Raw genomic sequence first — 24752 nt, 5'->3', positions numbered from 1 at the left:
TAAAAATTGTCATAATAAGGAGCTGAAAAATATGGATAATTTACTAACAATGGAACACTTAAATACGACTGAAATTTATGAATTGATACAACGCGCGAGCGCTTTTAAAAATGGTGACGTGAAACCATGTTGTTTTGATGATAAATTCGTAGCAAATTTATTCTTTGAAAATTCCACACGCACGAAAAGTAGTTTTTTAGTAGCCGAACAAAAATTAGGATTAAAATTAATTGATTTTGAAACAGATACATCTTCTGTTCAAAAAGGTGAATCACTATATGATACTTGTAAAACACTAGAACAAGTAGGTGCAGATGTGTTAGTAATTCGACATCCTCAAACAAATTATTATGATGAGTTAGAAAAGTTAAACATCCCAATTATCAACGCTGGTGACGGAAGTGGACAACATCCCACTCAAAGTTTATTAGATATTATGACAATCTACGAAGAATACAAAACATTTGAGAACTTAAATATTTTAATTTGTGGAGATATTAAAAATTCACGTGTAGCCAAAAGTAACTTTCAAAGTCTAAGTGCTTTAGGTGCAAATGTAATGTTTTCAAGTCCAGAGTCATGGAAAGATGAAACATTAGAAGCACCGTATGTAGAAATAGATGAAGTGATTGATTCAATAGACATCGTGATGCTACTTAGGGTACAACACGAGAGACATGGCGATAGTGAAATAGCTAGTTTTGAAACAACACAATACCATGAACAGTTTGGACTTACACAACAACGATATAACAAGCTAAATGAACGAGCGATTATTATGCATCCAGCTCCGGTCAATCGAGGCGTAGAAATAGAAGATACGCTTGTAGAAGCACCTAAGTCTCGTATTTTTAAACAAATGGAAAATGGTATGTATATCCGCATGGCAATTATTGACTATATCTTACAAATGGAAGGGGCAACAGCAAAATGAAATTATTAACAAATGCACAAATATTACAAGACGGTGAACTAACAAAGGTATCAATCTTAATAGATGGGAAATATATTAAGAAAATCGCACCTCAAATAGATGTTGATGCAGGCACAGAAGAAATCGACCTCAAAGGACAATTTGTTTCACCAGGATTAGTCGATGTTCATGTTCATTTACGTGAACCGGGTGGAGAACATAAAGAAACGATTGAGACAGGAACAAAGGCAGCAGCTAGAGGTGGTTTCACTACTGTTTGTCCTATGCCAAATACGCGTCCAGTACCAGATTCTGAAGAAAATCTTAATCATTTAAATCAATTGATAGCAGATAATGCGCAAGTTAGAGTCTTGCCATATGCTGCTATAACAGTGAGACAAGCAGGCAAGGAACATGTTGATTTCTCTACGCTTGCACAAAATGGTGCATTTGCTTTTACCGATGATGGTGTAGGGGTACAGCAAGCAAATATGATGTACGAAGCTATGCAAGAAGCTGCAAAAGTTAATAAAGCTGTCGTAGCACATTGTGAAGATAACAGCTTGATTTATGGCGGTGCCATGCACGAAGGAGAACGTAGCAAAACTTTAGGTATACCAGGTATTCCAAATATTTGCGAAGCAGTACAAATAGCCAGAGATGTGTTATTAGCAGAAGCAGCAGGCGCGCATTATCACGTTTGCCATGTATCTACTAAAGAAAGTGTTAGAGCGATACGCGATGCTAAAAAAGCAGGCATACATGTAACTGCTGAAGTTACCCCACATCACTTATTATTGACTGAAGACGATGTTCCTGGAGATGATGCGATTTATAAAATGAATCCTCCTTTAAGAAGTAAAGAGGATAGAGACGCATTGCTTGAAGGATTACTAGATGGAACTATTGATTGTATCGCAACAGATCATGCTCCACACGCAGCTGAAGAAAAGGATCAACCAATGACTAAAGCGCCATTTGGTATCGTAGGTAGTGAAACAGCATTCCCGTTACTTTATACACACTTTGTTAAAAATGGTGAGTGGACATTACAACAATTAGTTGATTATTTAACAATTAAACCAGCCCAGACATTTAATTTACCATACGGAAAATTAGAAGAAGGTGGATTAGCTGATTTAGCAGTTATCAATTTAGACAAAGAAACTGAAATCAACGCAGATGACTTTGCGTCTAAAGGACGTAACACACCATTTATAGGGTATAGCGTTTATGGAACACCAGTATTAACAATGGTTGAAGGTGAAGTTAAATTTAAGGAGGAAAAATAATGTTAAAGCAACGTTATCTTGTTTTAGAAGATGGTTCATACTATGAAGGATACCCAATAGGCTCCGATAATTTAACACTAGGTGAAATTGTCTTTAATACGGCAATGACAGGTTATCAAGAAACGATTTCGGATCCTTCGTATACCGGTCAAATTATTACATTTACTTACCCTTTAATAGGGAATTACGGTATAAATAGAGATGATTTTGAATCACTTGTTCCTACTTTAAACGGTGTTGTATTAAAAGAAATCAGCAGCCAACCAAGTAATTTTAGAAAACAAAAAACATTTGACGAAGTACTTGTAGAGTATGATATACCAGGCATTTCAGGCGTCGATACACGAAGTATTACAAGAAAAATTAGAAAACACGGCGTGCTAAAAGCTGCGTTTACAGATAATAAAGCCGAGATTGAGCAAATAGTTACGCAATTAAAAACAAAAGAATTACCACGTAATGAAGTGACAACTGTATCTACAAAATCTCCTTATGTATCTACTGGCTATGGCTTAAGTGTTGTCTTGGTTGATTTTGGTAAAAAACAAAATATTGTAAGAGAACTTAATGCACGTGGTTGTAATGTAACGGTAGTGCCATACGACACTACTGCAGAAGAAATTATTAGAATGTCACCTGATGGTGTGATGTTATCTAATGGACCTGGTGACCCTGAAGCGGTTGAAACAGCAGTGGTAATGATTCAAGGCATCTTAGGACAGGTTCCATTTTTCGGTATTTGTCTAGGTCACCAATTATTTGCACTAGCTCAAGGCGCGACTTCTTTCAAAATGAAGTTTGGTCATAGAGGCGCTAATCATCCAGTCAAAGACTTAAAAACTGGAAAAATTGCATTAACGAGTCAAAATCACGGTTATGCAATTGATAAAGATTCTTTAATAAATACAGATTTAGAAATTACACATATTGCTATTAATGATGGCACAGTTGAAGGCTTGAAACATAAATCATTACCAGCCTTTTCAGTACAATATCACCCTGAAGCATGTCCGGGACCATCAGATTCTAATTATTTATTTGATGAATTTATCGATATGATGGACGAATATAAAACAAAGGAGTGTACAATCAATGCCTAAACGTCAAGATATAGAAACGATTTTAGTTATAGGATCAGGACCAATTATCATCGGTCAAGCTGCAGAGTTCGATTATGCAGGTACTCAAGCATGTTTGGCATTAAAAGAAGAGGGCTACCGTGTAATATTAGTTAACTCAAATCCCGCTACAATCATGACGGATACTGAAATTGCCGATAAAGTGTATATTGAACCATTAACGCATGATTTTATTGCACGTATTATCCGTAAAGAGCAACCAGATGCACTCCTACCTACATTAGGTGGTCAAACAGGATTAAATATGGCAATCCAATTACATGATAGTGGAGAACTGGAAGCTAATAATGTACAGCTATTAGGTACAGAATTGCAGTCGATTCAACAAGCTGAAGATAGAGAATTATTTAGAACATTGATGAATGAACTAAATGTACCGGTTCCTGAAAGTGATATCGTCAATACAGTTGAGCAAGCATTTGCATTTAAAGAAGAAGTTGGTTATCCATTAATCGTGAGACCGGCATTTACAATGGGTGGTACTGGCGGAGGCATTTGTTATAACGACGAAGAGTTTAAAGAAATCGTAGGTAATGGTTTACATTATAGTCCGGCCACACAGTGTTTAATTGAAAAATCAATCGCTGGCTATAAAGAAATTGAATATGAAGTGATGCGTGATAAAAATGACAATGCTATCGTTGTCTGTAATATGGAAAATATTGACCCTGTGGGTATACATACAGGTGACTCAATTGTAGTAGCACCTAGTCAAACGTTGTCAGATGTGGAATATCAAATGTTACGTGATGTATCATTAAAAGTGATACGCGCATTAGGCATTGAAGGTGGCTGTAATGTACAGCTTGCACTGGATCCATATTCTATGGATTACTATATCATCGAGGTAAATCCTCGTGTATCTCGTTCATCTGCGTTGGCGTCCAAAGCAACAGGTTATCCAATTGCCAAATTAGCTGCCAAAATTGCAGTAGGATTGACGTTGGATGAAATGTTGAATCCGATTACTGAAACGTCATATGCTGCCTTTGAGCCTACATTAGATTACGTGATTTCTAAGATTCCACGTTTCCCATTTGATAAATTTGAAAAAGGTGAACGTGTTCTAGGTACACAAATGAAAGCAACAGGCGAAGTAATGGCAATCGGAAGAACATATGAAGAGTCGTTACTTAAAGCGATTCGTTCTTTAGAATATGGTGTACATCATTTAGGCTTACCAAATGGTGAAACGTTCGATTTAGATTATATTAAATCACGTATCAAAGACCAAGATGATGAACGTCTATTCTTTATAGGAGAAGCAATCCGCAGAGGTACGACATTAGAAGAAATTCATGAAATGACAAAAATAGATTATTTCTTCTTAAACAAATTCCAACATATTATTAATATAGAGCATGATTTAAAGGCTAATAAAGGGGATATAAATTACCTGAAATTTGCTAAAAATTATGGCTTTAGCGACCGTGTCATTGCTCATCGTTTCGACATGACAGAAACTGAAGTTCACGATTTAAGAGTAGCAAACGGTATTACACCAGTGTATAAAATGGTAGATACATGCGCTGCAGAATTTGAGTCAGCAACACCTTATTATTATGGAACATACGAATACGAAAATGAATCTATCGTTACGGAAAAAGAGAAAATTCTAGTGCTAGGGTCAGGTCCAATACGTATTGGTCAAGGTGTTGAATTTGATTATGCAACGGTGCACGCTGTATGGGCGATTCAACAAGCTGGTTATGAAGCAATTATTGTAAACAATAATCCAGAAACTGTATCAACTGACTTTTCAATATCAGATAAATTATACTTTGAACCACTAACTGAAGAAGATGTCATGAATATTATCGATTTAGAACAACCTAAAGGGGTAGTCGTTCAATTTGGTGGTCAAACAGCGATTAACTTAGCTGATAAATTAGCAAAACATGACGTTCAAATTCTAGGAACCTCATTAGAAGATTTAAATAGAGCAGAAGACCGTAAAGAGTTTGAAGCGTTATTGCATAAAATTGGGGTGCCACAACCAAATGGTAAGACGGCTACATCACCTCAAGAAGCACTAGAAAATGCAAGGAACATTGGTTATCCAGTCGTTGTAAGACCATCTTACGTATTAGGTGGACGCGCGATGGAGATTGTTAATAGTGATGCAGAATTAGAAGACTACATGAATCAAGCTGTTAAAGCTAGCCCAGATCATCCTGTATTAGTAGACAGATACTTAACAGGTAAAGAAATTGAAGTTGATGCTATATGTGATGGAGAGACTGTAATTATTCCGGGTATCATGGAGCATATCGAAAGAGCAGGCGTTCACTCAGGTGACTCTATTGCGGTTTATCCACCACAAACATTAACTCAAGAGGAAATGGATACGCTAGAAGATTTTACTATTAAATTGGCAAAAGGTTTAAATATAGTCGGATTAATTAATATTCAATTTGTTATCGCACACGATGGCGTATACGTTTTAGAAGTAAATCCACGTGCTAGTCGTACGGTGCCATTCTTAAGTAAGATTACTGATATTCAAATGGCACAATTGGCAATGCGTTCCATTATGGGAGAAAAACTTGTTAATTTAGGTTATGAAGCTGGAATCCAACCATACGCAAATGGCGTGTTTGTCAAAGCACCGGTCTTCAGTTTTAATAAATTGAAAAACGTAGATATTACGCTTGGACCTGAAATGAAATCAACAGGTGAAGTGATGGGGAAAGATTCTACAATGGAAAAGGCGCTTTACAAAGGATTAACTGCCAGTGGTATGGAAGTCAGTGACCACGGGACAGTGTTGATGACAGTAAGTGATAAAGATAAAGATGAAATTGTATCTATCGCACATCGCTTAAACGAAGTCGGCTATAAAATTTTAGCGACAGAAGGTACTGCACAGAAATTAGCTGAAAATCAAATTCCTTCAGAAGTCGTTGGCAAAATTGGTGGCGAAGATGATCTATTAACTCGCATTCAAAATGGTGAAGTTCAAATCGTCGTTAATACTATGACAAAAGGAAAAGAAGTTGAACGTGATGGTTTCCAAATCAGACGTGCATCTGTTGAAAATGGTGTACCTTGTCTAACCTCGTTAGATACAGTAGACGCACTAACAAGTGTGCTTGAAAGTATGACTTTCACAATGAAAAACATGTAATACGGCATCAAAATAATCTAAGGTAAAATAGTGTTTGAATAAATTACTATTTTACCTTTTAATTAAGTAAATAAAGAAATTTAAAGTGTTGGGGTGTAAATAAAATGAGAAACTTACCTATTATTGCATTAGACTTTGATTCTGTGGAAGCGGTAGATGCATTCTTAGATCGATTTGAAGAACCATTATTTGTAAAAGTTGGTATGGAACTTTTTTATCAAACTGGTCCACAATTGATATCATCGATTAAAGATCGTGGCCATGATATTTTTTTAGATTTAAAATTGCATGATATTCCAAACACTGTTGGAAAAGCGATGGAAGGATTAAGTAAATTGAACGTTGATTTAGTAAATGTGCATGCTGCCGGTGGAACTGAAATGATGAAAAGTGCTTTAGCAGGACTTAAAAAGCATAACCCTAACATTAAACTGATAGCAGTAACACAGCTGACTTCTACCACAGAAAGAATGTTGAGAGATGAACAAAATATTCAAAGCTCGATTGAAGAAGCGGTACTTAATTATGCTCAGTTGGCACAATCATCTGGATTGGATGGTGTAGTATGTTCACCACTTGAAGCTGAATTGCTCAAACGTGAACTAGGAGAAGCGTTTTTAAAAGTAACGCCAGGTATCAGACCATTAGATTCGACGAAAGACGATCAACAAAGAGTAACAACACCTGAAGATGCTAAAGAAATGGGTGCGACACATATTGTCGTAGGTCGCCCAATTACTAAAAGTAGTAATCCAGTCGAAAGCTATCATAAAATTAAAGAAAGTTGGTTGAGTTAAAATGGCAAAAGCAATTGCAAAATCATTATTAGATATTAAAGCAGTTTCATTATCTCCAAATGATCCATTTACGTGGAGTTCAGGGATTAAATCTCCTATCTATTGTGATAATCGCGTAACGCTTGGTTATCCAGATGTACGACGCGACATTAGAGATGGTTTAAGTGAATTGATTAAAACAAATTTTGAAAATGTCGAAGTCTTATCTGGTACAGCAACTGCAGGCATCCCACATGCAGCTTATGTATCTGAAGTACTTAACTTACCTATGAATTATGTACGTTCAAAAAGTAAAAGTCATGGTAAGCAAAATCAAATTGAAGGTGCATTAAGTGACGGTAAAAAAGTTGTAGTTATAGAAGATTTAATTTCTACGGGTGGTTCATCAATTACAGCGGTCAATGCACTTAGAGAATCAGGCGCAGAGGTTATTGGTGTGGTTGCTATATTTACTTATGGTTTGAAAAAAGCTGATGAAGCATTTCAAAACGTTGAAGTACCATTTTACACTTTGAGCGATTATAATGAACTTATAGAAGTCGCGAAAGAAAATGGAGAAATTTCTGACAATGATATTAGTAGATTAGTTGATTGGAGAGACAACTTATCATAATATACTAAGTGGAGGGGATGTTATGGCAAATGACCCGAAAGAAGCTTATAATCATTTCGCACACTTAAACAAATTTTTAAAAAAAGAGCAAGATTATAGACATCAAGATAATGCAGTACATGACAAAATCGGATCAATGCAAACAGCTGAAGAAAATATTTATAAAAAATCTAAATCAACGATTAAACAAAAAGGACACATATAATAACGAACTTAATGTGACTTCTATATAGCTTTAATGTTGTTTAACATCATATTTGAGAATTTAGAATAAAAAGAATGAGACAGAAATTTAATTTTTAATAGTTAAATTTCTGTCTTATTATTGTATATACACGACAAGCCATAATAGTAGTTCTAGCTTAAATAGTAATAAACCAAATAGTACATAGAAAAAAATATATTTTAATAGAATCAAGGATTCAAAATGTCGACATTTTTTTAAGTTTTCTTCGGGCACTTACGTAAGGTCTGATTTGCGCCCAGTGTTTTTATGTGAATGAACTTCTGATAATTATTGAGTACATTACTGTTACAACTTTGATACAGCTAATTCAATCTATTATTGAACCTTCAATAAAATTATATGCGTTATTTTAAAACCCCTATTCTTCCATACCTAACTCTTTCAATGCCATTTTCTCAAATGCTGGTTCTCCTGATTTCATAGCAAATTCAGCAATAAACATTGGAAATACTGCATTAAGTTCTAATATATGCTCTTTCATTCGTGGCCATATTTGACCACCAGCTTTACTGTATGCAGTTATAAGTTGATCTAATCCTTCTTCCCCGAATACACGATGGTGTCCCATAAAGTCCATTGATGGATCGGAGTGAGTTGCTTCAGTCCAGTCTATAAGACCTGTGACGTTTGCTTGGTTATCAACCATTATATGTCCTGGATGTAAGTCTCCATGTATCATGGTCGCATGTCGAGGCCATAGTTCGTCGTTTTCTAACCATTGTTTCCATCTGTCCCATAATTCATATGCTACGCCATATGTTTCTTTAACTTTATTCATTCTTCTTTGAAAATCATTTTTTATTTCTTGTATAGTTTTAATTTTTATATGTTTTGCGGTAATGTTTTCTTTTGGTATATTGTGTAAATCTACGAGTGTTTCGGCTAATGTATTAATAAAGTTTTCTGGTACTGGTTTGTGTTCAATTTCCCAGACATAATCTTGTATTTCTGGATCAATTGTCGCTGCAGGGTTGCCTGTAAGTTTTGGGTAAGCAATAAGATCTTTTGCATGTACTATCCACTTCGGTATTTCAAATGAAACATTATTCTGTAAAAAGTCTACTATTTGTTTTTCGGCTTTTGTTCGTTTATAAACGTCAGGTCTTCTCGGTAGTCTTAAAACCCATTCTATACCATATTCATCTTTTCCAAATGCAACTTGGAAATCAAGGCCCGATTCATTCAATGAAATTGTTCGAGGTTGGATGTGTAATTGATGTTTTTCTGCACATTTAATAATTTCATTATGTTGAGTCATTTTATTGGCTCCTTATTTTTATTATATTTTTCTTATAAACGTATTTTTATCTTGATATAAATTAACGTAATCTGCAAACGATAACTAACTACACGAGTTTGGTATATAAAAGTATGAAATTATTTATGTTCTAATATTATAAATGATTGTACTTTCTGAGCATTATATAAGCATTGTTTTTCTATTAAAGATATTAAATTCATTGAACATAGTTTTGATGAAGAATCTTATTATCACATACTTTATAAAAACGGGATAAATGTTATTTACTTTATTATAATACTTAAAAAATCATTCAACATAAATTAAGGTACAGCTTTTAAGTTATATTATAAATAAACCCTATACAAATTAATGCATAGAGTTTACCTGTGTTCTGAACGCTCCGTAAGTTTAAACGGAGGTGTTGATTTATGTTGTTAAAATAGATGAGCAATTTAAAACTCATATTTTAATTTTAAAACTAGCGTATCATTATTTTAATAATAATATAGCACACCAATATTACTAAGGCAGCTATAAGTAATGGAATAATATAATAAGACATGAAATACCTCCAGCAATTTTATTTATATTTTAACTTTGAAATGTAAAAAGTAAAAGCGTTATGGTCATAAATAAAGTATAACAATAATAGTCATTAAGATGTAACGCTTTAAATGATATTATAAAAGTTGTGTGCGATTAAAGGTAGTAAGGCTTTATTGGTTGTGGTACATTTGGCCTTACAATATAAAAGATAATTTTTGAAGATTGATGCACAATAATTTTAAATTAATTTATAAAACACTTTGTTATTTATGAAAAGTTATTTTAAAAAGAGGGGGACTTATATGAAAATGGTAGAACAGTTGTTGAAAGACCATACAAAAAATATCATTATATGTATATTAGGGGCTTTTGTAAGTGCGCTAGCGGTCAATTGCTTTATATTAGGATCTAATTTAGGTGACGGTGGAACAGTCGGTATATCGCTCGCATTAAAATATGCGTTTGGATGGTCACCTGCACTTACATCATTGATTATTAACACAATTGTTATCATTGTAGGTTGGAGATATTTAAGTACACGTACTGCAGTTTATACATTTATAGCGAATACAGCTATCTCTATCTTTTTAGATTTAACTAAAAACTTTAATACAGGAATAGATAATTTTGTTATAAATGCGACATTCGGTGGTGTTTTAGTCGGTGTTGGTATTGGATTAGTTATTGCTGCAGGCGGTGTCATTGGTGGCACATCTGTAATCGCAAAAATGTTAAATAAATATTTAGATATAAAAACAGCCCAAGCTATTTTCGTATTAGATGGTTTAGTCGTACTATCTTTTCTTTTTGTGTTACCACTTATAAATGTGCTATTTACTATAATAATGTTATTTGTTACAGAAAGAGCAACTTCATTTATAATTGAAGGATTTAATCCTAAAAAAGCAGTTACAGTTATTTCTAGTAAAAATGAAGTCATCAGTGACAGAATTAATAGTTTTACGGGTAGAGGATCTACTTTATTAAATGGTAAAGGTGGTTACGGTAAGCATGAAACGAGTATGTTATATGTCGTTGTTCCTCAATCACAAGTAACAAGAGTAAAAAAATTGGTTAATGAAGAAGATGAAAATGCCTTTTTAGTTATTCACGATGTACGGGATGTGCTAGGAAATGGCTTTATCAACTTATCTTAAATGATAATATTTTTTTAAGATACGCTAGTGAATTATGTTATTGATATAAATATAAAAGCACATTTAATCTTTTGGTTTTTGTTCTGCTTTGTCGATTTTTTATGAAATATCCTTTATGCTAATGATAAGAAGTATATAGGGGGTAAAATAATGGCAATACCAAAAATCACGACATTTTTAATGTTTAACGGTAACGCAGAAGAAGCAATAAATTTATATGTAAATACTTTTGAAGATGCTGAAATATTAGCATTGGTCCGTTATAGTGAAAGTGATAATGAGCCCACTGGGGCAGTGCAACATGCAATTTTCAGATTGAAAGATCAAGTGTTTATGGCAATTGACAACATGAATGGTGTAGATATTGAAATGAATCCAGCAATGTCTTTATATGTAACTGTGGATAACCCAATTGAAATGGAAAGATTATTTAATAAATTGAAAAGTGGCGGTGCAATTTTAATGCCTAAAACAGAAATGCCACCTTTTAGAGAATTTGCGTGGATACAAGACAAATTTGGTGTGAACTTCCAATTGGCACTGCCAGAAAGCAAATAATCATAAACATAAATGAATCAATGATTTTATAAACATAGTCTTATCATCTATAAGATTTTGTTTCAGACATTGACTGTGAAAATAAATAAAGATTTTAATAGGGCATCTACTTTAAGATTTACTTTAAAGCAATTAATGGTTTTATAAGAAGGTGTTTGATCTTATGATAGCCACATTATTTGTCAGAGTAAGAACTGAAGTTTCTATTGGTAATGTAAGTTGAATCATATTATAATTTTTATACAAAAGGTGCCTCGTTAATTTAGTTTAGCAGTATTTATTAAATTAATCGCAAGGGCTTTATTTTTATTAAAACACATGATTTTTAACGATTTTGTGACGTGCTGACGCCTGGGGAGATAGTGTGAGTGAGAGACTACAGGCTCGAACCATACTCCAGGCATGTACGCACAATCAAAATCGTGAGATTTTTATATAAAAAGGACTAATCCGTTTTAAAAAACGGATTAGTCCTTTATTTTGAGAATGGAGGTTTATGTTCCAGCCTCATTATGCTATTTAACTTTTAATTGTTGAATGTGATCATAATCTGGGGTAGCGTAAAGTGTTTTTTGATTGTCGTATGTTACGAAACCAGGTTTAGCACCTGAAGGTTTGTGAACATGTTTGATTTCAGTGTAATCAACTGGTACTTGTGCAGAACTACCAGCTTTTGAAAAGTATGCTGATAACATTGCAGCTTCTTTAATTGTTTCTTCACTTGGCTCATCGCTTAGAATGACAACGTGTGAACCAGGGATATCTTTAGTGTGGAACCAAAGATGATGTTTTTTAGCTTGTTTATTAGTTAAATAATCGTTTTGTTTATTGTTTTTACCAACCAAGATTGTATCGCCATCTGTAGATGTATACGCTTGGATTTGCATTGTCTGTTTCTTTTTCTTCTTGCTTTGTTTACGCTGCTTCATAAATCCTTGATCAGCTAATTCGTCACGAATATCATCAATTTCATCGACAGAAATATGTGTAAGTTGTTGCTCGATACTTTCAAAGTACGCAATATTTTCTTTAGTTAATTGAATTTGATGTTGTAATTCGTGTTCACGTGTTTTTAATTTATTATATTTTTTATAATAATTTTGTGCGTTAACAGCAGGTGATTTTGTAGGATTAAGTGGTATCGTCACTTCTTTGCCATTATAATAATTAAGCGCAGTAAGTGATTCATCACCCTGCTTAATACGATAGATATTAGCAGTTATAAGTTCGCCAAATAATTGTTGCAGCTCTTTTTCTTTGGTACCTTCACGTTCATCTATTAGCTTACTTAATTTATTTTGAGACTTGTGAAGTTGTTGTTGAACAAATTTTACTAAGTCGTTGGCACGCTGTTTAACACGTTCTCTTTCTCCACGCGCATCATAATAGCGATCTAATAAATCATGAAGTGAGTCGTAAAGTACTACGTCATCATAGAACTGGTCTAATTTCATGAAATAGAAATCTTCTTTTCCAGATTCATGATTTTTATGGAAAACAGGTGTGGGCTCACCTTGAATTTCCTCGAGTACTTCATCAAAAGCTTCCGGTAAAGTTTGTGTCGTCATAAATTGTCTACGGTTTGCAATCTCATTCGTTATCAGCGGGCTAAAACCTTCGAAATGATTGAGCAATTGTCTCGCAATTTTTCCACTATTAAAATCGATATATTTTAACGCTTCAGCACCAGAAATTTCAAAAGGATTAATTTTATTTTGAGTTGGAGGTGCTTCATATTGAAAGCCGGGCATAACTGTACGATATTGATTAGTATTTGGTGTTAAATGTTTAAACCCTTCAATAATTTTACGATTGTTATCTACTAATATTAAATTACTGTGTTTGCCCATAATTTCTAAAATGATTGTACGGTAAATTGTATCACCGATTTCGTCCTTACTTTGAACATCTATTTCTACACGTCTATCATTACCAATTTGTCTTACTGCTTTAACAATACCACCTTCGATGTGTTTACGAAAAACACGGGCAAACATGGGTGGGTCAAATGGATTATCATATTTTTTATTTGTTAAATGCATTCTAGTAAAACTAGGATGGATAGAAAGTAGAAGCTGATGATTTTTACGATTTTGTCGAATAACGACTAACATCGTGTCGTTTTCGGGTTGATTTATTTTATGAATTCTTCCATCTACTAGAAATTGAAGAGATTCCACTATTTTTCTAGTGAATAAACCATCATATGCCATTACTATCAGCCACCTTATTTTTAGTCATTCATCATATTGTAACATGGCAATAAGAAATCTTCATGGTCAAAGTTTGTCCTTTGCTATGCTATACAAGTAATTAGAGATTGTGGTATCATTGTCTAATAATAGTAGAACAGTTTAGAGAGGTAGTAAGTCATGGAAAATGAGAAAGGTTTGTTGATTGTACTATCTGGACCTTCTGGCGTTGGAAAAGGTACAGTTAGAAAAAAAATATTTGATGATCCGTCCACATCTTATAAGTATTCTATTTCGATGACAACACGTGATAAGCGTGAAGGTGAGGTCGATGGTGTTGATTATTTCTTCAAAGCAAAATCAGAATTTGAAGAATTGATTAAACAAGATCAATTTATAGAATATGCTGAGTTTGTTGGGAATTACTATGGTACACCTGTACAATACGTTAAAGACACAATGGATCAAGGCTATGATGTGTTTTTAGAAATTGAAGTAGAAGGTGCTAAACAAGTGCGCAAAAAATTCCCAGATGCACTATTTATTTTTCTTGCGCCACCAAGTTTAGATCATTTGCGTGAACGACTTGTGGGTCGTGGAACAGAATCCAGTGAGAAGATTCAAAGCCGAGTGCATGAAGCGCGTCGAGAAGTTGAAATGATGAACTTGTACGACTATGTTGTTGTTAATGATGAAGTAGACTTAGCGAAACAACGTATTCAATCAATAGTAGCAGCTGAACACTTGAAGAGGGAACGTATTGAAGCAAAATATAGAAAAATGATACTGGAGGCAAAAAAATAATGTTACAACCACCATTAAACCAATTAACAGATAAAATAAACTCAAAATACTTAGTAGCAACTACTGCTGCAAAACGTGCACGTGAATTGGATGAAAAACCTGAAACTGCATTATTAAATAAATATATTTCAAAAAAACCTGTAGGTAAAGCTTTAGAAGAAATTGCTGACGGTGAAGTTTTTCCTGACGAACTATTCCTAAAATCTTTCTAAAAATAATAGACTTGAGATACGAGTATAGAACATATGCATTTTGAAAGTGGAATTTTAAAGTGAGCCTGAGACATTAACAAATGTCTCAGGCTTTTTAATGATAAAGCCTACACTTAAATAAAGCACTGCTAATTTTCTTGTGCAAGAGATTTAGTGCGTAGCCTTTATCTAATTATCGAGCTAGTGGCACTTATACTTGAGTATCAGTTTAAAATGCTATTTTCAATTACAGCTTTTTAACTATGATTCATCCTTTTACAGGTGAGGTAACGAAATCATTCTGGAAAATAAGATTTCCGTCTCACTCTTTTTAATTTAGTTATTAATTTGTGTATAATGATGAGTAATTAAAGTATTCTTAAAAGCTTAAACATCAAATTTAAATTTGGGCTTTTACATAAAATGTTGACTTAAAAAGTCATATTTAATTCATTTGAAGGAGAATGACAATAATATGAAACGAATATTACTCGCTGTTACAGGTGGTATTGCGGCATATAAAGCGATCGATTTAACTAGTAAATTAACACAAGCAAATTATGATGTAAGAGTAATGCTTACTGATCATGCGCAAGAGTTTGTTACACCACTAGCGTTTCAAGCAATTGGTAGAAATCCAGTTTATACAAGTACTTTTAAAGAACAGAATCCTGAGGAAATACAACATGTTGCGCTAGGAGATTGGGCTGATGCCATTGTTGTTGCTCCAGCTACTGCAAATACAATTGCAAAATTAGCTAATGGCATCGCTGATGACATGGTGACTTCTACATTATTAGCTACCGAGACACCAAAGTTCATTGCGCCAGCTATGAATGTGCACATGTATGAAAATCGTAGAACTCAACAAAATTTAGCAACTTTGAGTTCAGATGGTTACTATTTCCTCGAGCCAGGTGAAGGCTTTTTGGCATGTGGTTATGTTGCAAAAGGTAGAATGGAAGAACCGTTACAAATCGTAGAGCGATTGAATCAATATTTTAATGAATCGACGCAAAATCCGATTTGTAAAAATAGCCGTTTTGAAGGCAAACGTGCTCTGATTACTGCTGGCCCTACAGTCGAAGAACTAGATCCTGTGCGTTATTTATCTAATCGTGCTTCAGGTAAAATTGGTTATGCGTTAGCAGAATCACTTACAAAACGCGGTGCTATAGTTACACTCGTTACAGGACCAACTCATTTAACACCGCCTGCAAATGTAGAAGTAGTTCAAGTTCAAAGTGCAGAGGACATGTTCCATGCAGTAAAAGCACGTTTCGAAAATCAAGACATTGTGTTTAAAGCAGCAGCAGTATCAGACTATGCCCCTGTAGATACACTTGAACACAAATTGAAAAAACAAGAAGGTACACTGTCAGTTTCATTTAAACGTACCCCTGATATTTTAAAGCATTTAGGTGAGCATAAAACACATCAATTTTTAGTAGGATTTGCAGCAGAAACACAAAATATAGCAGAATATGCTCAAAAGAAACTAAAAAATAAAAATGCTGATGTAGTCATTGCAAACAATGTAGGCGATAGAACCATTGGTTTTAGTTCAGATGATAATGACTACACAATGTACTATAAAACAGGTGATACGGTAGCGTTAGGAAAACATAAAAAAGTCGAATTAGCGGAGCACATACTGAATAGTTTAGAAACAAGGTGGCAATAATATGATAGCTAAGGTAATTGTTGATATACCTTCCAAGAGCGTTGACTTTACATTCGACTATATAATTCCTACGAGATTACAGTCAATGGTTCAGGTAGGTATGCGAGTTATTGTTCCATTTGGGCCAAGAACCATTCAAGGTTATGTTATGCAAGTCATTGAGGAACCTGATGGCAATATAGATATCGCAAAATTAAAAGAAATTAAAGAAATACAAGATATCAAACCAGAATTAACAGAAGAACTAATCCAATTAACTGAATGGTATAATAATTACTTCGTTACTAAACGAATTTCAATGTTAGAAGTAATGTTGCCAAGTGCTATAAAGGCAAAATATACAAAAGTTTTTTCAATTGTAGATGCTGACGCTGTTCCTGAATCACTTTTAGTTAAGTTTGATAAGGATGGCCAATACCCATATAAAGAAGCTCAATATAATGATGATTTAGGCCAGATAGTACCATTGCTCAAGCAAGGTATAGTATCTGAAGTGACACTTTTATCTCAAAATGTGAGTAAAAAGAAACAACGTGCCGTTAGCATTATTGAGGGCTTCGACTATGATAGCGTCTTAGGTTCATTGGAAAAATCTAAAAAACAGTACGAGCTCTATGCTTATTTGTTAGATGAACATCATCATACGGTACTATTAAAAGATTTAGAAGAGATGGGCTTTTCTAAATCGAGTATTGATACTTTAATGCGTAAAGGTTTTGTAGAAAAATATGACGCGATTGTTGAACGCGATCCCTTTGAAACACGTGTTTTTGAGCAAGATCAAAAACAACAACTCACAGATGATCAACAAGAGGCTTATAAATCTATACTTGAAAGTATTCAGGCGCACCAGCAACGTACTTATTTACTTCATGGTGTCACTGGATCAGGAAAGACCGAAGTTTATTTACAAACGATTGAAGAAGTATTGAAATTAGGAAGACAAGCGATGATGTTAGTACCAGAAATTGCTTTGACACCTCAAATGGTCTTAAGGTTTAAAAGAAGATTCGGTGACGAAGTAGCAGTATTACATTCTGGTTTGTCCAAGGGTGAACGCTATGATGAATGGCAGAAAATTAGAGACGGTAAAGCGAGTGTAAGTGTAGGTGCAAGATCAAGTGTTTTCGCGCCCTTTAAAAACTTAGGGATGATTATAATTGATGAAGAACATGAGTCTTCATACAAACAAGAAGATTACCCTAGATACCAGGCAAGAGACATAGCCCAATGGCGAAGTCAGTATCATCAATGTCCATTAATTTTAGGGAGTGCAACACCAAGTCTTGAAACATATGCAAGAGCAGAAAAAGGCGTTTATGAATTGCTATCTCTACCCAATAGGGTAAATCAACAAGCATTGCCAGAAATTGAAATTGTCGATATGAGAGCTGAGCTTAGCTCAGGTAACCGTTCGATGTTTTCTGAGCAATTACGCAAATCTATACAACAAAGATTAGATAAAAACGAACAAATCGTGTTATTCCTGAATCGAAGAGGATATGCTTCATTTATGTTATGTAGGGATTGTGGTCATGTACCACAATGTCCAAACTGTGATATATCACTTACTTATCATAAATCAACAGATCAACTTAAATGTCATTACTGTGGACATCAAGAAGTGCCTCCCAATAAATGCCCGAACTGTGAAAGTGAGCACATTAGGCAAGTAGGTACAGGCACGCAACGCGTTGAAGAGTTATTACAAGAAGCGTTCCAGGAAGCTCGTATTATACGTATGGATGTGGATACAACTTCAAGAAAAGGCGCACATGAAAAACTTTTAGATGATTTTGGAGCAGGTAAAGGAGATATTTTACTTGGTACACAAATGATTGCTAAAGGCTTAGATTTTCCTAATATTACATTAGTAGGCGTTTTAAATGCTGATACTATGTTGAATCTTCCGGATTTTAGAGCTAGTGAAAGAACGTATCAGTTATTAACTCAAGTTTCCGGTCGAGCTGGTAGACATGAAAAAGAAGGGGAGGTTATCATCCAGACATATAATCCAGAACATTATGCTATTAAAGATGTTCAAGCTAACGATTATACAGCTTTTTTTAATAAGGAAATGAATTATCGTAAAATGGGTAAATATCCGCCTTATTTCTTTTTAATCAATTTTACCATTGCTCATAAAGAGATGAAAAAAGTTATGGAAGCATCGAAACATATTCATAAAATTTTGTTACAACATTTAACCGATAAAGCATTAGTACTTGGCCCATCACCAGCAGCTTTATCTCGCATCAACAATGAATACCGTTTTCAAATTTTAGTGAAATATAAAAGTGAACCTGCATTACACGAAGCACTAAAATATTTAGACGATTATTATCATGATCAATACTTAAAAGAGAAATTATCCTTAAAGATTGATATAAATCCACAAATGATGATGTAGATTGGTAGTATACGTGCTTAATAGTAGTATTTTTAAAGCTTTATGCGGTTACTGAAACTTAATTAAGGGCAGAAAAAGGGCAGGTAGTTCAATTTGGGATATTTCTAATTTCTCGGTTGACTGTTTGTCTATTTTTCTGTTGTAGGGCTATATATTTGGAGTAGTAGTTTTTTCGTTTATATATCCCGCTCTTTTCATAATAGCTTTTAACGAAACTTCTAATTCTTCTAACAAACCAGTATGTGTATGTATATGTATGAAAGTATGTGATGTAACTTTTTTATATTAATTATAGTTTACTAAGTATATCTAATATAATAATATTATGTAGCACACCTAAGGGTGCTGTTAGATAGAATAAGTCTAATACATGTCCATTAGGCTTACATCCAGACAAACTTTTTAAGTTCACACTTGTGTTTAGAGTGGTTTTTAATTAAATAACTATAGAATTTATTTAATATAAAGGAGAAAAAATGTATTTAAGATATTGGAAAAACACTTTTAATTATAAAGGTGTCTCGAAGTTCAGTCATTTACTATTATGTGTTTTAATAAATTTTGTTATTTTGATACTATATTTAATATGTGGTATCTTAATCCCTTTAGAATGGGAAAATACCTTTGTTGATATTTATTATTGGATATTGTTAGCCATGGTTTTTCCAACTATTTCTATGATAGTAAGAGTTGTGCGTATGTATATACATAGGTTTAAAAATGTTAATTAAAGTTTAAAAAATAAAAACATTTAATATATTTTTTATGGTAATACAATACTGTTTAGGAGTTGCGTTTTTACTGTCGACAAAGTATTTGACTTTGTTGGCAGTTTTTTTTGCAAGCTTTTCGCGAGCACTGCCTTAGCCTGTAGTCTTGGGAAAATACTCTTTCCACAGGAGTCGGCTCAAATCACTGCTAATTTTATATGTAAATAGTATAATATATAATTTAAACAGTGGTGATATTTATTATGTTAAATAAACCAATTGATAAAAGAGAGCAATATGAAATAATCCCTATCTGTGAATTGGTACCTATTAATTATTTATTACATAAAATCGTTGTAAAATTACATCGTAGTATAAGATGAATGAGATATAGAGGATTTAGCAAAATTTGCATGGATACCGTGCTAATTTGTACTATATTGGATTTTAAAAAATTTACAATGTAGTTAGTAAAAGACCAATATTATTTTGAAAACTAACTATATAAATAGAAATAAACAAACCCTACGCAAATTGGTACTGAACCCTTAGAATGGGAGCTTAATAAAAACACAATGGTTTTAGGCTGCTAATTCTCTGAATTTTACAGGGGATAAGTAGTTTAGTTTTTGTTGAATTCGATTACTATTATAGTTTTTAATGTAATTTACCGATAACCGTAGGTGAAATTATTTTCTTCACATAAATCAATAGCCTTTTGAGTCACTTTATCTTTTTCATTGTTCTTGTGTTTCCATCTATAGTATGTCGATTTAGGTATTTCTAAAACATCAAGTATCATTTTGATTGAATACTTATGCCTTAATTAATCAACTAATTCTACAATTACTTTTGGTACCACTTCCTTCTACTTTTTTAAATATCTAATTCAATATCTTTTTCTTATTATATAACTTTAATTGATCTACTTCTGATAATTCTTCCACTCCTTTGCCATAAGCGTATTGCTTGCCTCTTTGTTGATAAAATCTATAAGTTTCACCATATTGATACCATCGCACCAAGTTTTTACCTGTGTTTTGTTTTTGATATTTAATGCTTCTATAATTTCTTTTACAGTATATCCATCTTCTTTTATTTCAATAGTTTTATATTTTGTTTTTATTTCATTTCCACTATTTGGGGTGAGTCCAAATTAAGCGTAGGGTTTGTCTAAGTTTTGAGATCGCCTATTTTATGTAGACTTTCTTATTAAAATATTTTTGAAATGAGTTGATAATTTTTTTAATGAAGATGGATTTGAATATGTCGCTTCATTTTTAGGATAATAGTAGATATTTTCTTTCTTATATGCTGATTGATTTTTCCAAAGTGACGAATTAGTAAAACTGTCTTTTATAGGTTTGCCATTTTTTGTTGGAATTAGTACGTAATCAGCTGCGTAGTTATTATAGTTTTCATATGGTATTTTTTTAAAACCATTTTCAGATAACTGTGCTTTTGCATTTTTAGGAAATGAAAACTTATATTCTTGATATATAATGGGGGTCCCTCTACCGAAATTTTCGCCAAATATTGAAAGTTGTTTTGGTTGTATTTCCATTACGGTAAATGTTTTATTATTACCAATGTTCTTTTTTATATCTTGACCATCTTGATGTAATTGATTTTCTAAATCTTTAATTTGGTTTTTAGCTTTCTGTTCTTTATTTAAAATTTTTCCAATTGCAAGATGCATTTCTTTGTATGAATAATCATTATACTTTATAGGAATTGTTGGCGCTATTTTTTGATATTTTTTGATTTTTGAATTAACATCATAAGTTATAATCAAATCGGGTTTTAATTTTGCAACGCTTTCTACATCTTCTGAACCTACACGTTTAGCACCTTTTTCATTTATATATTTTGATTTTGGAAAGTCTGCATTGACTCCGACAGGTTTATTGCCTAAATCTTTAAAGTTACCGTAATTTGAAGTTAGGACTACAATTCTTTTTGGATTTTTAGGTATTTTAATTTTTTCTCCAGATTTAGTTTGAAACGTTTTAGTTTCTTTATTTTCTTTATTTTCCTGGTCGCAAGCAACTGAGATTAATAGTAAAGAAAATATTAAAAAAAGTATTTTTTTCATTAAATCATTCCTTATAATTATTTAAATTAATTATGAACTAATTGATATTGATTATCAATAAAGAATGTGAAAATATAAAAGAAATAATTAAAATTTATTTTTTCATCTAGACAAGTAGCTAATTTGGTAAAAGTATTCATATGCTACTTGTTTTTTGTATAATACGCTCCTTAACATTAAAATTTTTATAAAACGTATAAGAAATATATAATTTAATAATATTTACAAAAAATAATCAATTTTAACTTTGCATTTAATGATAAATGAAGTTATATTAAAGAGTAAGGAGTCCTACTTAAATTGCTAACAAGTTGAAATAAGCTTGTAGTAAAAAAGAAGTAAAGTTTACTGTTTGGTGTTGAAGTTGGTTTTTAAAATGGATGTTTAAGGAGTTGTGCATATGAGTTTGCTTAGCAATAGAGAAGCGGTTGGCTTAAGCGTAGTGGAGTTATCAAATCGTATTACATCATTATATAATACGTCTCTTAGTCCTGAAATGATTGAATTGATAGAGGAGAAAAAAGCGAAATTAAATCATCAAGATGCGCAAATATTAGCAGAATTTTTTAATACAACTTCAGAAGATGTATTTTAGATAAACAATATGAAGTAGTTCTAAATAGGATATAGTATAAATAACTACTGGGGATATGTGGAATCAAGGGGGTAAAGCTTATGAAATATAATGAATTCAATCAACCTATTGGCGAGCAAGTAGATGGTTTTCGAGTACCTATTGTGCCGAATGCCTTATCAATAGAAGGTCAATATTGTCGCTTAGAAAAGTTGAAACCAAAACATAGCGAAGGCTTATATGCCCATTTTGGAACGGTTGAGGATATGCCTAATTGGACTTATTTACCTGATGAGCAACCTCAAGATATAGAAGCGTTTAAAGTATACTTAAATAGAAAAGTTGAATCTAAAGATCCATATTTTTTTGTGATTGTTGATAGACAAACAGGACAAGCAGTCGGTATAGTTGCTTTGCTTAGAATTGATCAATCAAATGGTTCCATTGAAGTTGGGCATATTCATTATGCCAATATTTTAAAACGAACACGTATTGCAACTGAAGTTCAATTTTTATTGGCTAAGTATATCTTCGAAACGTTAGGCTATAGAAGATATGAATGGAAATGCGATGCACATAATGAACCTTCTATCAAAGCTGCAAAACGTTTAGGTTTTAAATATGAAGGTATCTTTCGAAATCATCAAGTTTATAAAGGGCGCAATCGGGACACTTGTTGGTTGTCCATCATTGATAGCGAATGGCCAAAGATTAAACAACAATATGAAAAATGGTTAGATGAAAAGAATTTTGATGAATTTGGTAATCAAATTTATCGTTTGTCTATCTAATATTAACCTTTAATATATAATATAGATAATATAAAAATGAATCAATTTTCAAGGAATGATTTTATCAAATTGTGATAAAATCATTCTTTTTTTATTGAAAATAATAGTAACAAAAGAACTTAATGTTCGCATTAAAAAGGGATACAACAATACAAATGCATACGGTATATTAAAATCCTAAATTTGAATGTATGATGCAATTTCTATTAAAATAAGTTATAATGATGTGATGAATTTTTATGAGGAGATATGACTATGACAATTAAGCAGCTTGTAACAAGCAAACACCCAATACTTAAAAAGACAATATCAAGCGTGACTCAATTTGACCAACGATTAGAGCAATTGTTATTAGATTTAGAAGATACGATGTATGATGTTGAAGCATCTGCAATTTGTGCACCTCAAATAGGTATTGAACAAAAAGTAGCTATCATAGATATGGAAATAGATGGTTTGTTACAACTGATTAATCCTCAATTAGTAAGTGAATCTGAAGAAAAAGTGACAGATTTAGAAGGTTCTATTAGTATGCCCAATGTATTCGCTGAAGTAACTAGAAGTAAAATGATTGTGGTTAAAAGTAACGATAAGCATGGTAATGAAGTAGAAATGACAGCATACGATGATATCGCTAGAATGATTTTACATATGATTGATCATTTTGATGGCATATTATTTACAGAGCGTGCAGAGCGTATTTTAGACGAAGCTGAGATGGAGGCGTATTTTGACAATGAGTAAAATTATCTTTATGGGAACACCTGATTTTTCAACAAAAGTATTAGAAATGTTAATTGCTGAACATAATGTGATTGCTGTAGTAACACAACCAGACAGACCAGTAGGTAGAAAGAGAACATTAACACCACCGCCAGTTAAAGAAGTGGCAGTAAAACATGGGTTACCAGTATATCAACCAGAAAAATTAGCTCAATCAGAAGATTTAGAGAAACTTATTGCTTTAGATGCAGATTTAATTGTCACAGCAGCTTTCGGACAAATTTTACCGGAATCATTATTAAATGCTCCTAAGTTAGGAGCAATCAATGTGCATGCATCATTATTACCAAAATACAGAGGTGGCGCACCGATACATCAAGCTATTATAGATGGTCAAAAAGAAACGGGCATCTCTATTATGTATATGGTTAAAAAATTAGATGCAGGAGATATTATCTCTCAACGTGCAATTGCAATAGAAGACCAAGATGATGTTGGGTCAATGCATGATAAATTAAGTTTCTTAGGTGCAGATTTATTAAAAGAGACACTACCTTCAATTATAAATGGTACGAATCAGCGTATAGAACAAAATGAAGACGAGGCAACTTTCGCATCAAACATTAGCCGTGATCAGGAAAAAATAGATTGGTCTCAGTCAGCAGAAGCAATATACAACCAGATAAGAGGTCTTTCACCTTGGCCAGTCGCATATACAAAAATGAATGATGGTAACTTAAAAGTATATGCTAGTCGTATTGAACAAGGAAAGACAGGTGAACCTGGAACAATTATAGAAACAACAAAAAAAGCAATTATTGTTGCTACAGGTTCTGGCGATGCTATCGCATTAACAGATATACAAGTTGCAGGTAAAAAACGTATGTTAACTGCAAACTATTTAAGCGGAGTACAAACTTCGCTTGTTGGGAAGGTACTAACATGA

21 protein-coding genes and 1 pseudogene are annotated in these 24752 nt (G+C 33.0%); 17 read left to right on the top strand and 5 right to left on the bottom strand.

What is annotated here, in order from left to right; all coding sequences use genetic code 11:
• Nucleotides 1-31 precede the first annotated feature (31 nt).
• The 7 genes from LG295_RS08730 (at nt 32) to LG295_RS08700 (ending at nt 8086) form a co-directional block, all read left to right on the top strand.
• The gene (locus LG295_RS08730; protein ID WP_107531323.1) at nt 32-934 is read left to right on the top strand and encodes an aspartate carbamoyltransferase catalytic subunit; all 903 of its coding nucleotides are present in this window, start codon (nt 32-34) and stop codon (nt 932-934) included.
• Complete coding sequence (locus tag LG295_RS08725) at nt 931-2205, top strand: dihydroorotase (protein ID WP_318832949.1); 1275 nt, start codon at nt 931-933, stop codon at nt 2203-2205. Before LG295_RS08730 ends, LG295_RS08725 begins: the two co-directional genes overlap by 4 nt.
• Nucleotides 2205-3305, top strand: coding sequence for a carbamoyl phosphate synthase small subunit (locus tag LG295_RS08720; protein WP_107531321.1), 1101 nt, complete (start codon nt 2205-2207; stop codon nt 3303-3305). Before LG295_RS08725 ends, LG295_RS08720 begins: the two co-directional genes overlap by 1 nt.
• Nucleotides 3298-6471, top strand: a complete 3174-nt coding sequence (gene carB / locus LG295_RS08715) for a carbamoyl-phosphate synthase large subunit (protein WP_107531320.1) — start codon at nt 3298-3300, stop codon at nt 6469-6471. The genes LG295_RS08720 and carB overlap by 8 nt, the downstream gene beginning before the upstream one ends.
• A 104-nt stretch (nt 6472-6575) precedes the next feature.
• On the top strand, nt 6576-7268 hold the full coding sequence (gene pyrF / locus LG295_RS08710) for an orotidine-5'-phosphate decarboxylase (protein WP_318832948.1): 693 nt from the start codon (nt 6576-6578) through the stop codon (nt 7266-7268).
• A 1-nt stretch (nt 7269) separates the two neighbouring features.
• Nucleotides 7270-7881 carry an orotate phosphoribosyltransferase gene (pyrE, locus tag LG295_RS08705; protein WP_107531318.1) on the top strand — a complete coding sequence of 204 codons (612 nt, stop codon included), beginning with the start codon at nt 7270-7272 and terminating at the stop codon, nt 7879-7881.
• 22 nt (nt 7882-7903) lie between these two features.
• Nucleotides 7904-8086, top strand: a complete 183-nt coding sequence (locus LG295_RS08700) for a hypothetical protein (RefSeq protein ID WP_107531317.1) — start codon at nt 7904-7906, stop codon at nt 8084-8086.
• 400 nt (nt 8087-8486) lie between these two features.
• Here the strand turns inward: LG295_RS08700 and LG295_RS08695 are convergent, their stop codons facing one another.
• On the bottom strand, nt 8487-9386 hold the full coding sequence (locus LG295_RS08695; RefSeq protein ID WP_107531316.1) for an Mph(C) family macrolide 2'-phosphotransferase: 900 nt from the start codon (nt 9384-9386) through the stop codon (nt 8487-8489).
• An 833-nt stretch (nt 9387-10219) separates the two neighbouring features.
• On the opposite strand from LG295_RS08695, the gene LG295_RS08690 reads away from it, so the two are divergent.
• Together LG295_RS08690 and LG295_RS08685 are read left to right on the top strand one after the other, a co-directional pair.
• Nucleotides 10220-11074: a YitT family protein gene (locus LG295_RS08690; RefSeq protein ID WP_318832945.1), complete on the top strand. Its 855-nt coding sequence runs from the start codon at nt 10220-10222 to the stop codon at nt 11072-11074.
• Between the two features lie 150 nt (nt 11075-11224).
• The gene (locus tag LG295_RS08685; protein WP_017724238.1) at nt 11225-11632 is read left to right on the top strand and encodes a VOC family protein; all 408 of its coding nucleotides are present in this window, start codon (nt 11225-11227) and stop codon (nt 11630-11632) included.
• Nucleotides 11633-12147: 515 nt separating this feature from the next.
• On the opposite strand, the gene LG295_RS08680 is transcribed toward LG295_RS08685, so the two are convergent.
• Nucleotides 12148-13845, bottom strand: a complete 1698-nt coding sequence (locus LG295_RS08680; protein WP_107531314.1) for an NFACT family protein — start codon at nt 13843-13845, stop codon at nt 12148-12150.
• 159 nt (nt 13846-14004) lie between these two features.
• Between LG295_RS08680 and gmk the strand changes: the two genes are divergently transcribed.
• From gmk to priA, 4 genes are all read left to right on the top strand, one after another.
• On the top strand, nt 14005-14628 hold the full coding sequence (gmk, locus tag LG295_RS08675; protein WP_107531313.1) for a guanylate kinase: 624 nt from the start codon (nt 14005-14007) through the stop codon (nt 14626-14628).
• Nucleotides 14628-14840, top strand: coding sequence for a DNA-directed RNA polymerase subunit omega (gene rpoZ / locus LG295_RS08670; RefSeq protein ID WP_029377521.1), 213 nt, complete (start codon nt 14628-14630; stop codon nt 14838-14840). Before gmk ends, rpoZ begins: the two co-directional genes overlap by 1 nt.
• Before the next feature lie 454 nt (nt 14841-15294).
• Nucleotides 15295-16503 carry a bifunctional phosphopantothenoylcysteine decarboxylase/phosphopantothenate--cysteine ligase CoaBC gene (gene coaBC, locus LG295_RS08665; RefSeq protein WP_107531312.1) on the top strand — a complete coding sequence of 403 codons (1209 nt, stop codon included), beginning with the start codon at nt 15295-15297 and terminating at the stop codon, nt 16501-16503.
• Nucleotide 16504: 1 nt separating this feature from the next.
• Nucleotides 16505-18913 carry a primosomal protein N' gene (gene priA / locus LG295_RS08660; RefSeq protein WP_107531311.1) on the top strand — a complete coding sequence of 803 codons (2409 nt, stop codon included), beginning with the start codon at nt 16505-16507 and terminating at the stop codon, nt 18911-18913.
• Between the two features lie 1291 nt (nt 18914-20204).
• Here priA and LG295_RS08655 read toward each other — a convergent pair.
• The 3 genes and pseudogenes from LG295_RS08655 to LG295_RS08645 form a co-directional block, all read right to left on the bottom strand.
• Entirely contained in the window at nt 20205-20261 is a 57-nt protein-coding gene (locus LG295_RS08655) for a hypothetical protein (protein WP_326019603.1), read from the bottom strand.
• 32 nt (nt 20262-20293) lie between these two features.
• A pseudogene (locus LG295_RS08650) lies at nt 20294-20749 on the bottom strand (IS3 family transposase); the annotation flags it as partial.
• 69 nt (nt 20750-20818) lie between these two features.
• Entirely contained in the window at nt 20819-21718 is a 900-nt protein-coding gene (locus tag LG295_RS08645) for an ABC transporter substrate-binding protein (protein ID WP_404475664.1), read from the bottom strand.
• 400 nt (nt 21719-22118) lie between these two features.
• Here LG295_RS08645 and LG295_RS08640 point away from each other — a divergent pair, with 400 nt between their 5' ends.
• The 4 genes from LG295_RS08640 (at nt 22119) to fmt (ending at nt 24752) form a co-directional block, all read left to right on the top strand.
• Entirely contained in the window at nt 22119-22313 is a 195-nt protein-coding gene (locus LG295_RS08640) for a hypothetical protein (RefSeq protein WP_107531388.1), read from the top strand.
• Nucleotides 22314-22393: 80 nt separating this feature from the next.
• Nucleotides 22394-23083, top strand: coding sequence for a GNAT family N-acetyltransferase (locus tag LG295_RS08635; protein WP_107558856.1), 690 nt, complete (start codon nt 22394-22396; stop codon nt 23081-23083).
• Nucleotides 23084-23338: 255 nt separating this feature from the next.
• Nucleotides 23339-23827, top strand: a complete 489-nt coding sequence (locus LG295_RS08630; RefSeq protein ID WP_107531386.1) for a peptide deformylase — start codon at nt 23339-23341, stop codon at nt 23825-23827.
• Nucleotides 23820-24752 (top strand): methionyl-tRNA formyltransferase, encoded by a 933-nt coding sequence (fmt, locus tag LG295_RS08625; protein WP_107531389.1) that lies wholly within the window; start codon nt 23820-23822, stop codon nt 24750-24752. Before LG295_RS08630 ends, fmt begins: the two co-directional genes overlap by 8 nt.

This window comes from Staphylococcus pseudoxylosus (assembly GCF_044794325.1).
In the GTDB taxonomy this organism is placed as follows: Bacteria; Bacillota; Bacilli; order Staphylococcales; family Staphylococcaceae; genus Staphylococcus; species Staphylococcus pseudoxylosus.
Note: the sequence above shows the minus strand (reverse complement) of the source record. Positions and strands in the feature narration are given on the sequence as shown.

What these genes read in the sequence shown, in the direction of transcription:
- pyrF (WP_318832948.1), top strand. Translation starts at nt 6,576, where the DNA reads ATGAGAAACTTACCTATTATTGCATTAGACTTTGATTCTGTGGAAGCG.
- LG295_RS08695 (WP_107531316.1), bottom strand. Translation starts at nt 9,386, where the DNA reads ATGACTCAACATAATGAAATTATTAAATGTGCAGAAAAACATCAATTA.
- LG295_RS08630 (WP_107531386.1), top strand. Translation starts at nt 23,339, where the DNA reads ATGACAATTAAGCAGCTTGTAACAAGCAAACACCCAATACTTAAAAAG.
- LG295_RS08680 (WP_107531314.1), bottom strand. Translation starts at nt 13,845, where the DNA reads ATGGCATATGATGGTTTATTCACTAGAAAAATAGTGGAATCTCTTCAA.
- LG295_RS08725 (WP_318832949.1), top strand. Translation starts at nt 931, where the DNA reads ATGAAATTATTAACAAATGCACAAATATTACAAGACGGTGAACTAACA.
- fmt (WP_107531389.1), top strand. Translation starts at nt 23,820, where the DNA reads ATGAGTAAAATTATCTTTATGGGAACACCTGATTTTTCAACAAAAGTA.
- LG295_RS08700 (WP_107531317.1), top strand. Translation starts at nt 7,904, where the DNA reads ATGGCAAATGACCCGAAAGAAGCTTATAATCATTTCGCACACTTAAAC.
- LG295_RS08635 (WP_107558856.1), top strand. Translation starts at nt 22,394, where the DNA reads ATGAAATATAATGAATTCAATCAACCTATTGGCGAGCAAGTAGATGGT.
- LG295_RS08640 (WP_107531388.1), top strand. Translation starts at nt 22,119, where the DNA reads ATGAGTTTGCTTAGCAATAGAGAAGCGGTTGGCTTAAGCGTAGTGGAG.
- LG295_RS08720 (WP_107531321.1), top strand. Translation starts at nt 2,205, where the DNA reads ATGTTAAAGCAACGTTATCTTGTTTTAGAAGATGGTTCATACTATGAA.
- LG295_RS08730 (WP_107531323.1), top strand. Translation starts at nt 32, where the DNA reads ATGGATAATTTACTAACAATGGAACACTTAAATACGACTGAAATTTAT.
- gmk (WP_107531313.1), top strand. Translation starts at nt 14,005, where the DNA reads ATGGAAAATGAGAAAGGTTTGTTGATTGTACTATCTGGACCTTCTGGC.
- LG295_RS08645 (WP_404475664.1), bottom strand. Translation starts at nt 21,718, where the DNA reads ATGAAAAAAATACTTTTTTTAATATTTTCTTTACTATTAATCTCAGTT.
- LG295_RS08690 (WP_318832945.1), top strand. Translation starts at nt 10,220, where the DNA reads ATGAAAATGGTAGAACAGTTGTTGAAAGACCATACAAAAAATATCATT.
- priA (WP_107531311.1), top strand. Translation starts at nt 16,505, where the DNA reads ATGATAGCTAAGGTAATTGTTGATATACCTTCCAAGAGCGTTGACTTT.
- coaBC (WP_107531312.1), top strand. Translation starts at nt 15,295, where the DNA reads ATGAAACGAATATTACTCGCTGTTACAGGTGGTATTGCGGCATATAAA.
- LG295_RS08685 (WP_017724238.1), top strand. Translation starts at nt 11,225, where the DNA reads ATGGCAATACCAAAAATCACGACATTTTTAATGTTTAACGGTAACGCA.
- rpoZ (WP_029377521.1), top strand. Translation starts at nt 14,628, where the DNA reads ATGTTACAACCACCATTAAACCAATTAACAGATAAAATAAACTCAAAA.
- carB (WP_107531320.1), top strand. Translation starts at nt 3,298, where the DNA reads ATGCCTAAACGTCAAGATATAGAAACGATTTTAGTTATAGGATCAGGA.
- pyrE (WP_107531318.1), top strand. Translation starts at nt 7,270, where the DNA reads ATGGCAAAAGCAATTGCAAAATCATTATTAGATATTAAAGCAGTTTCA.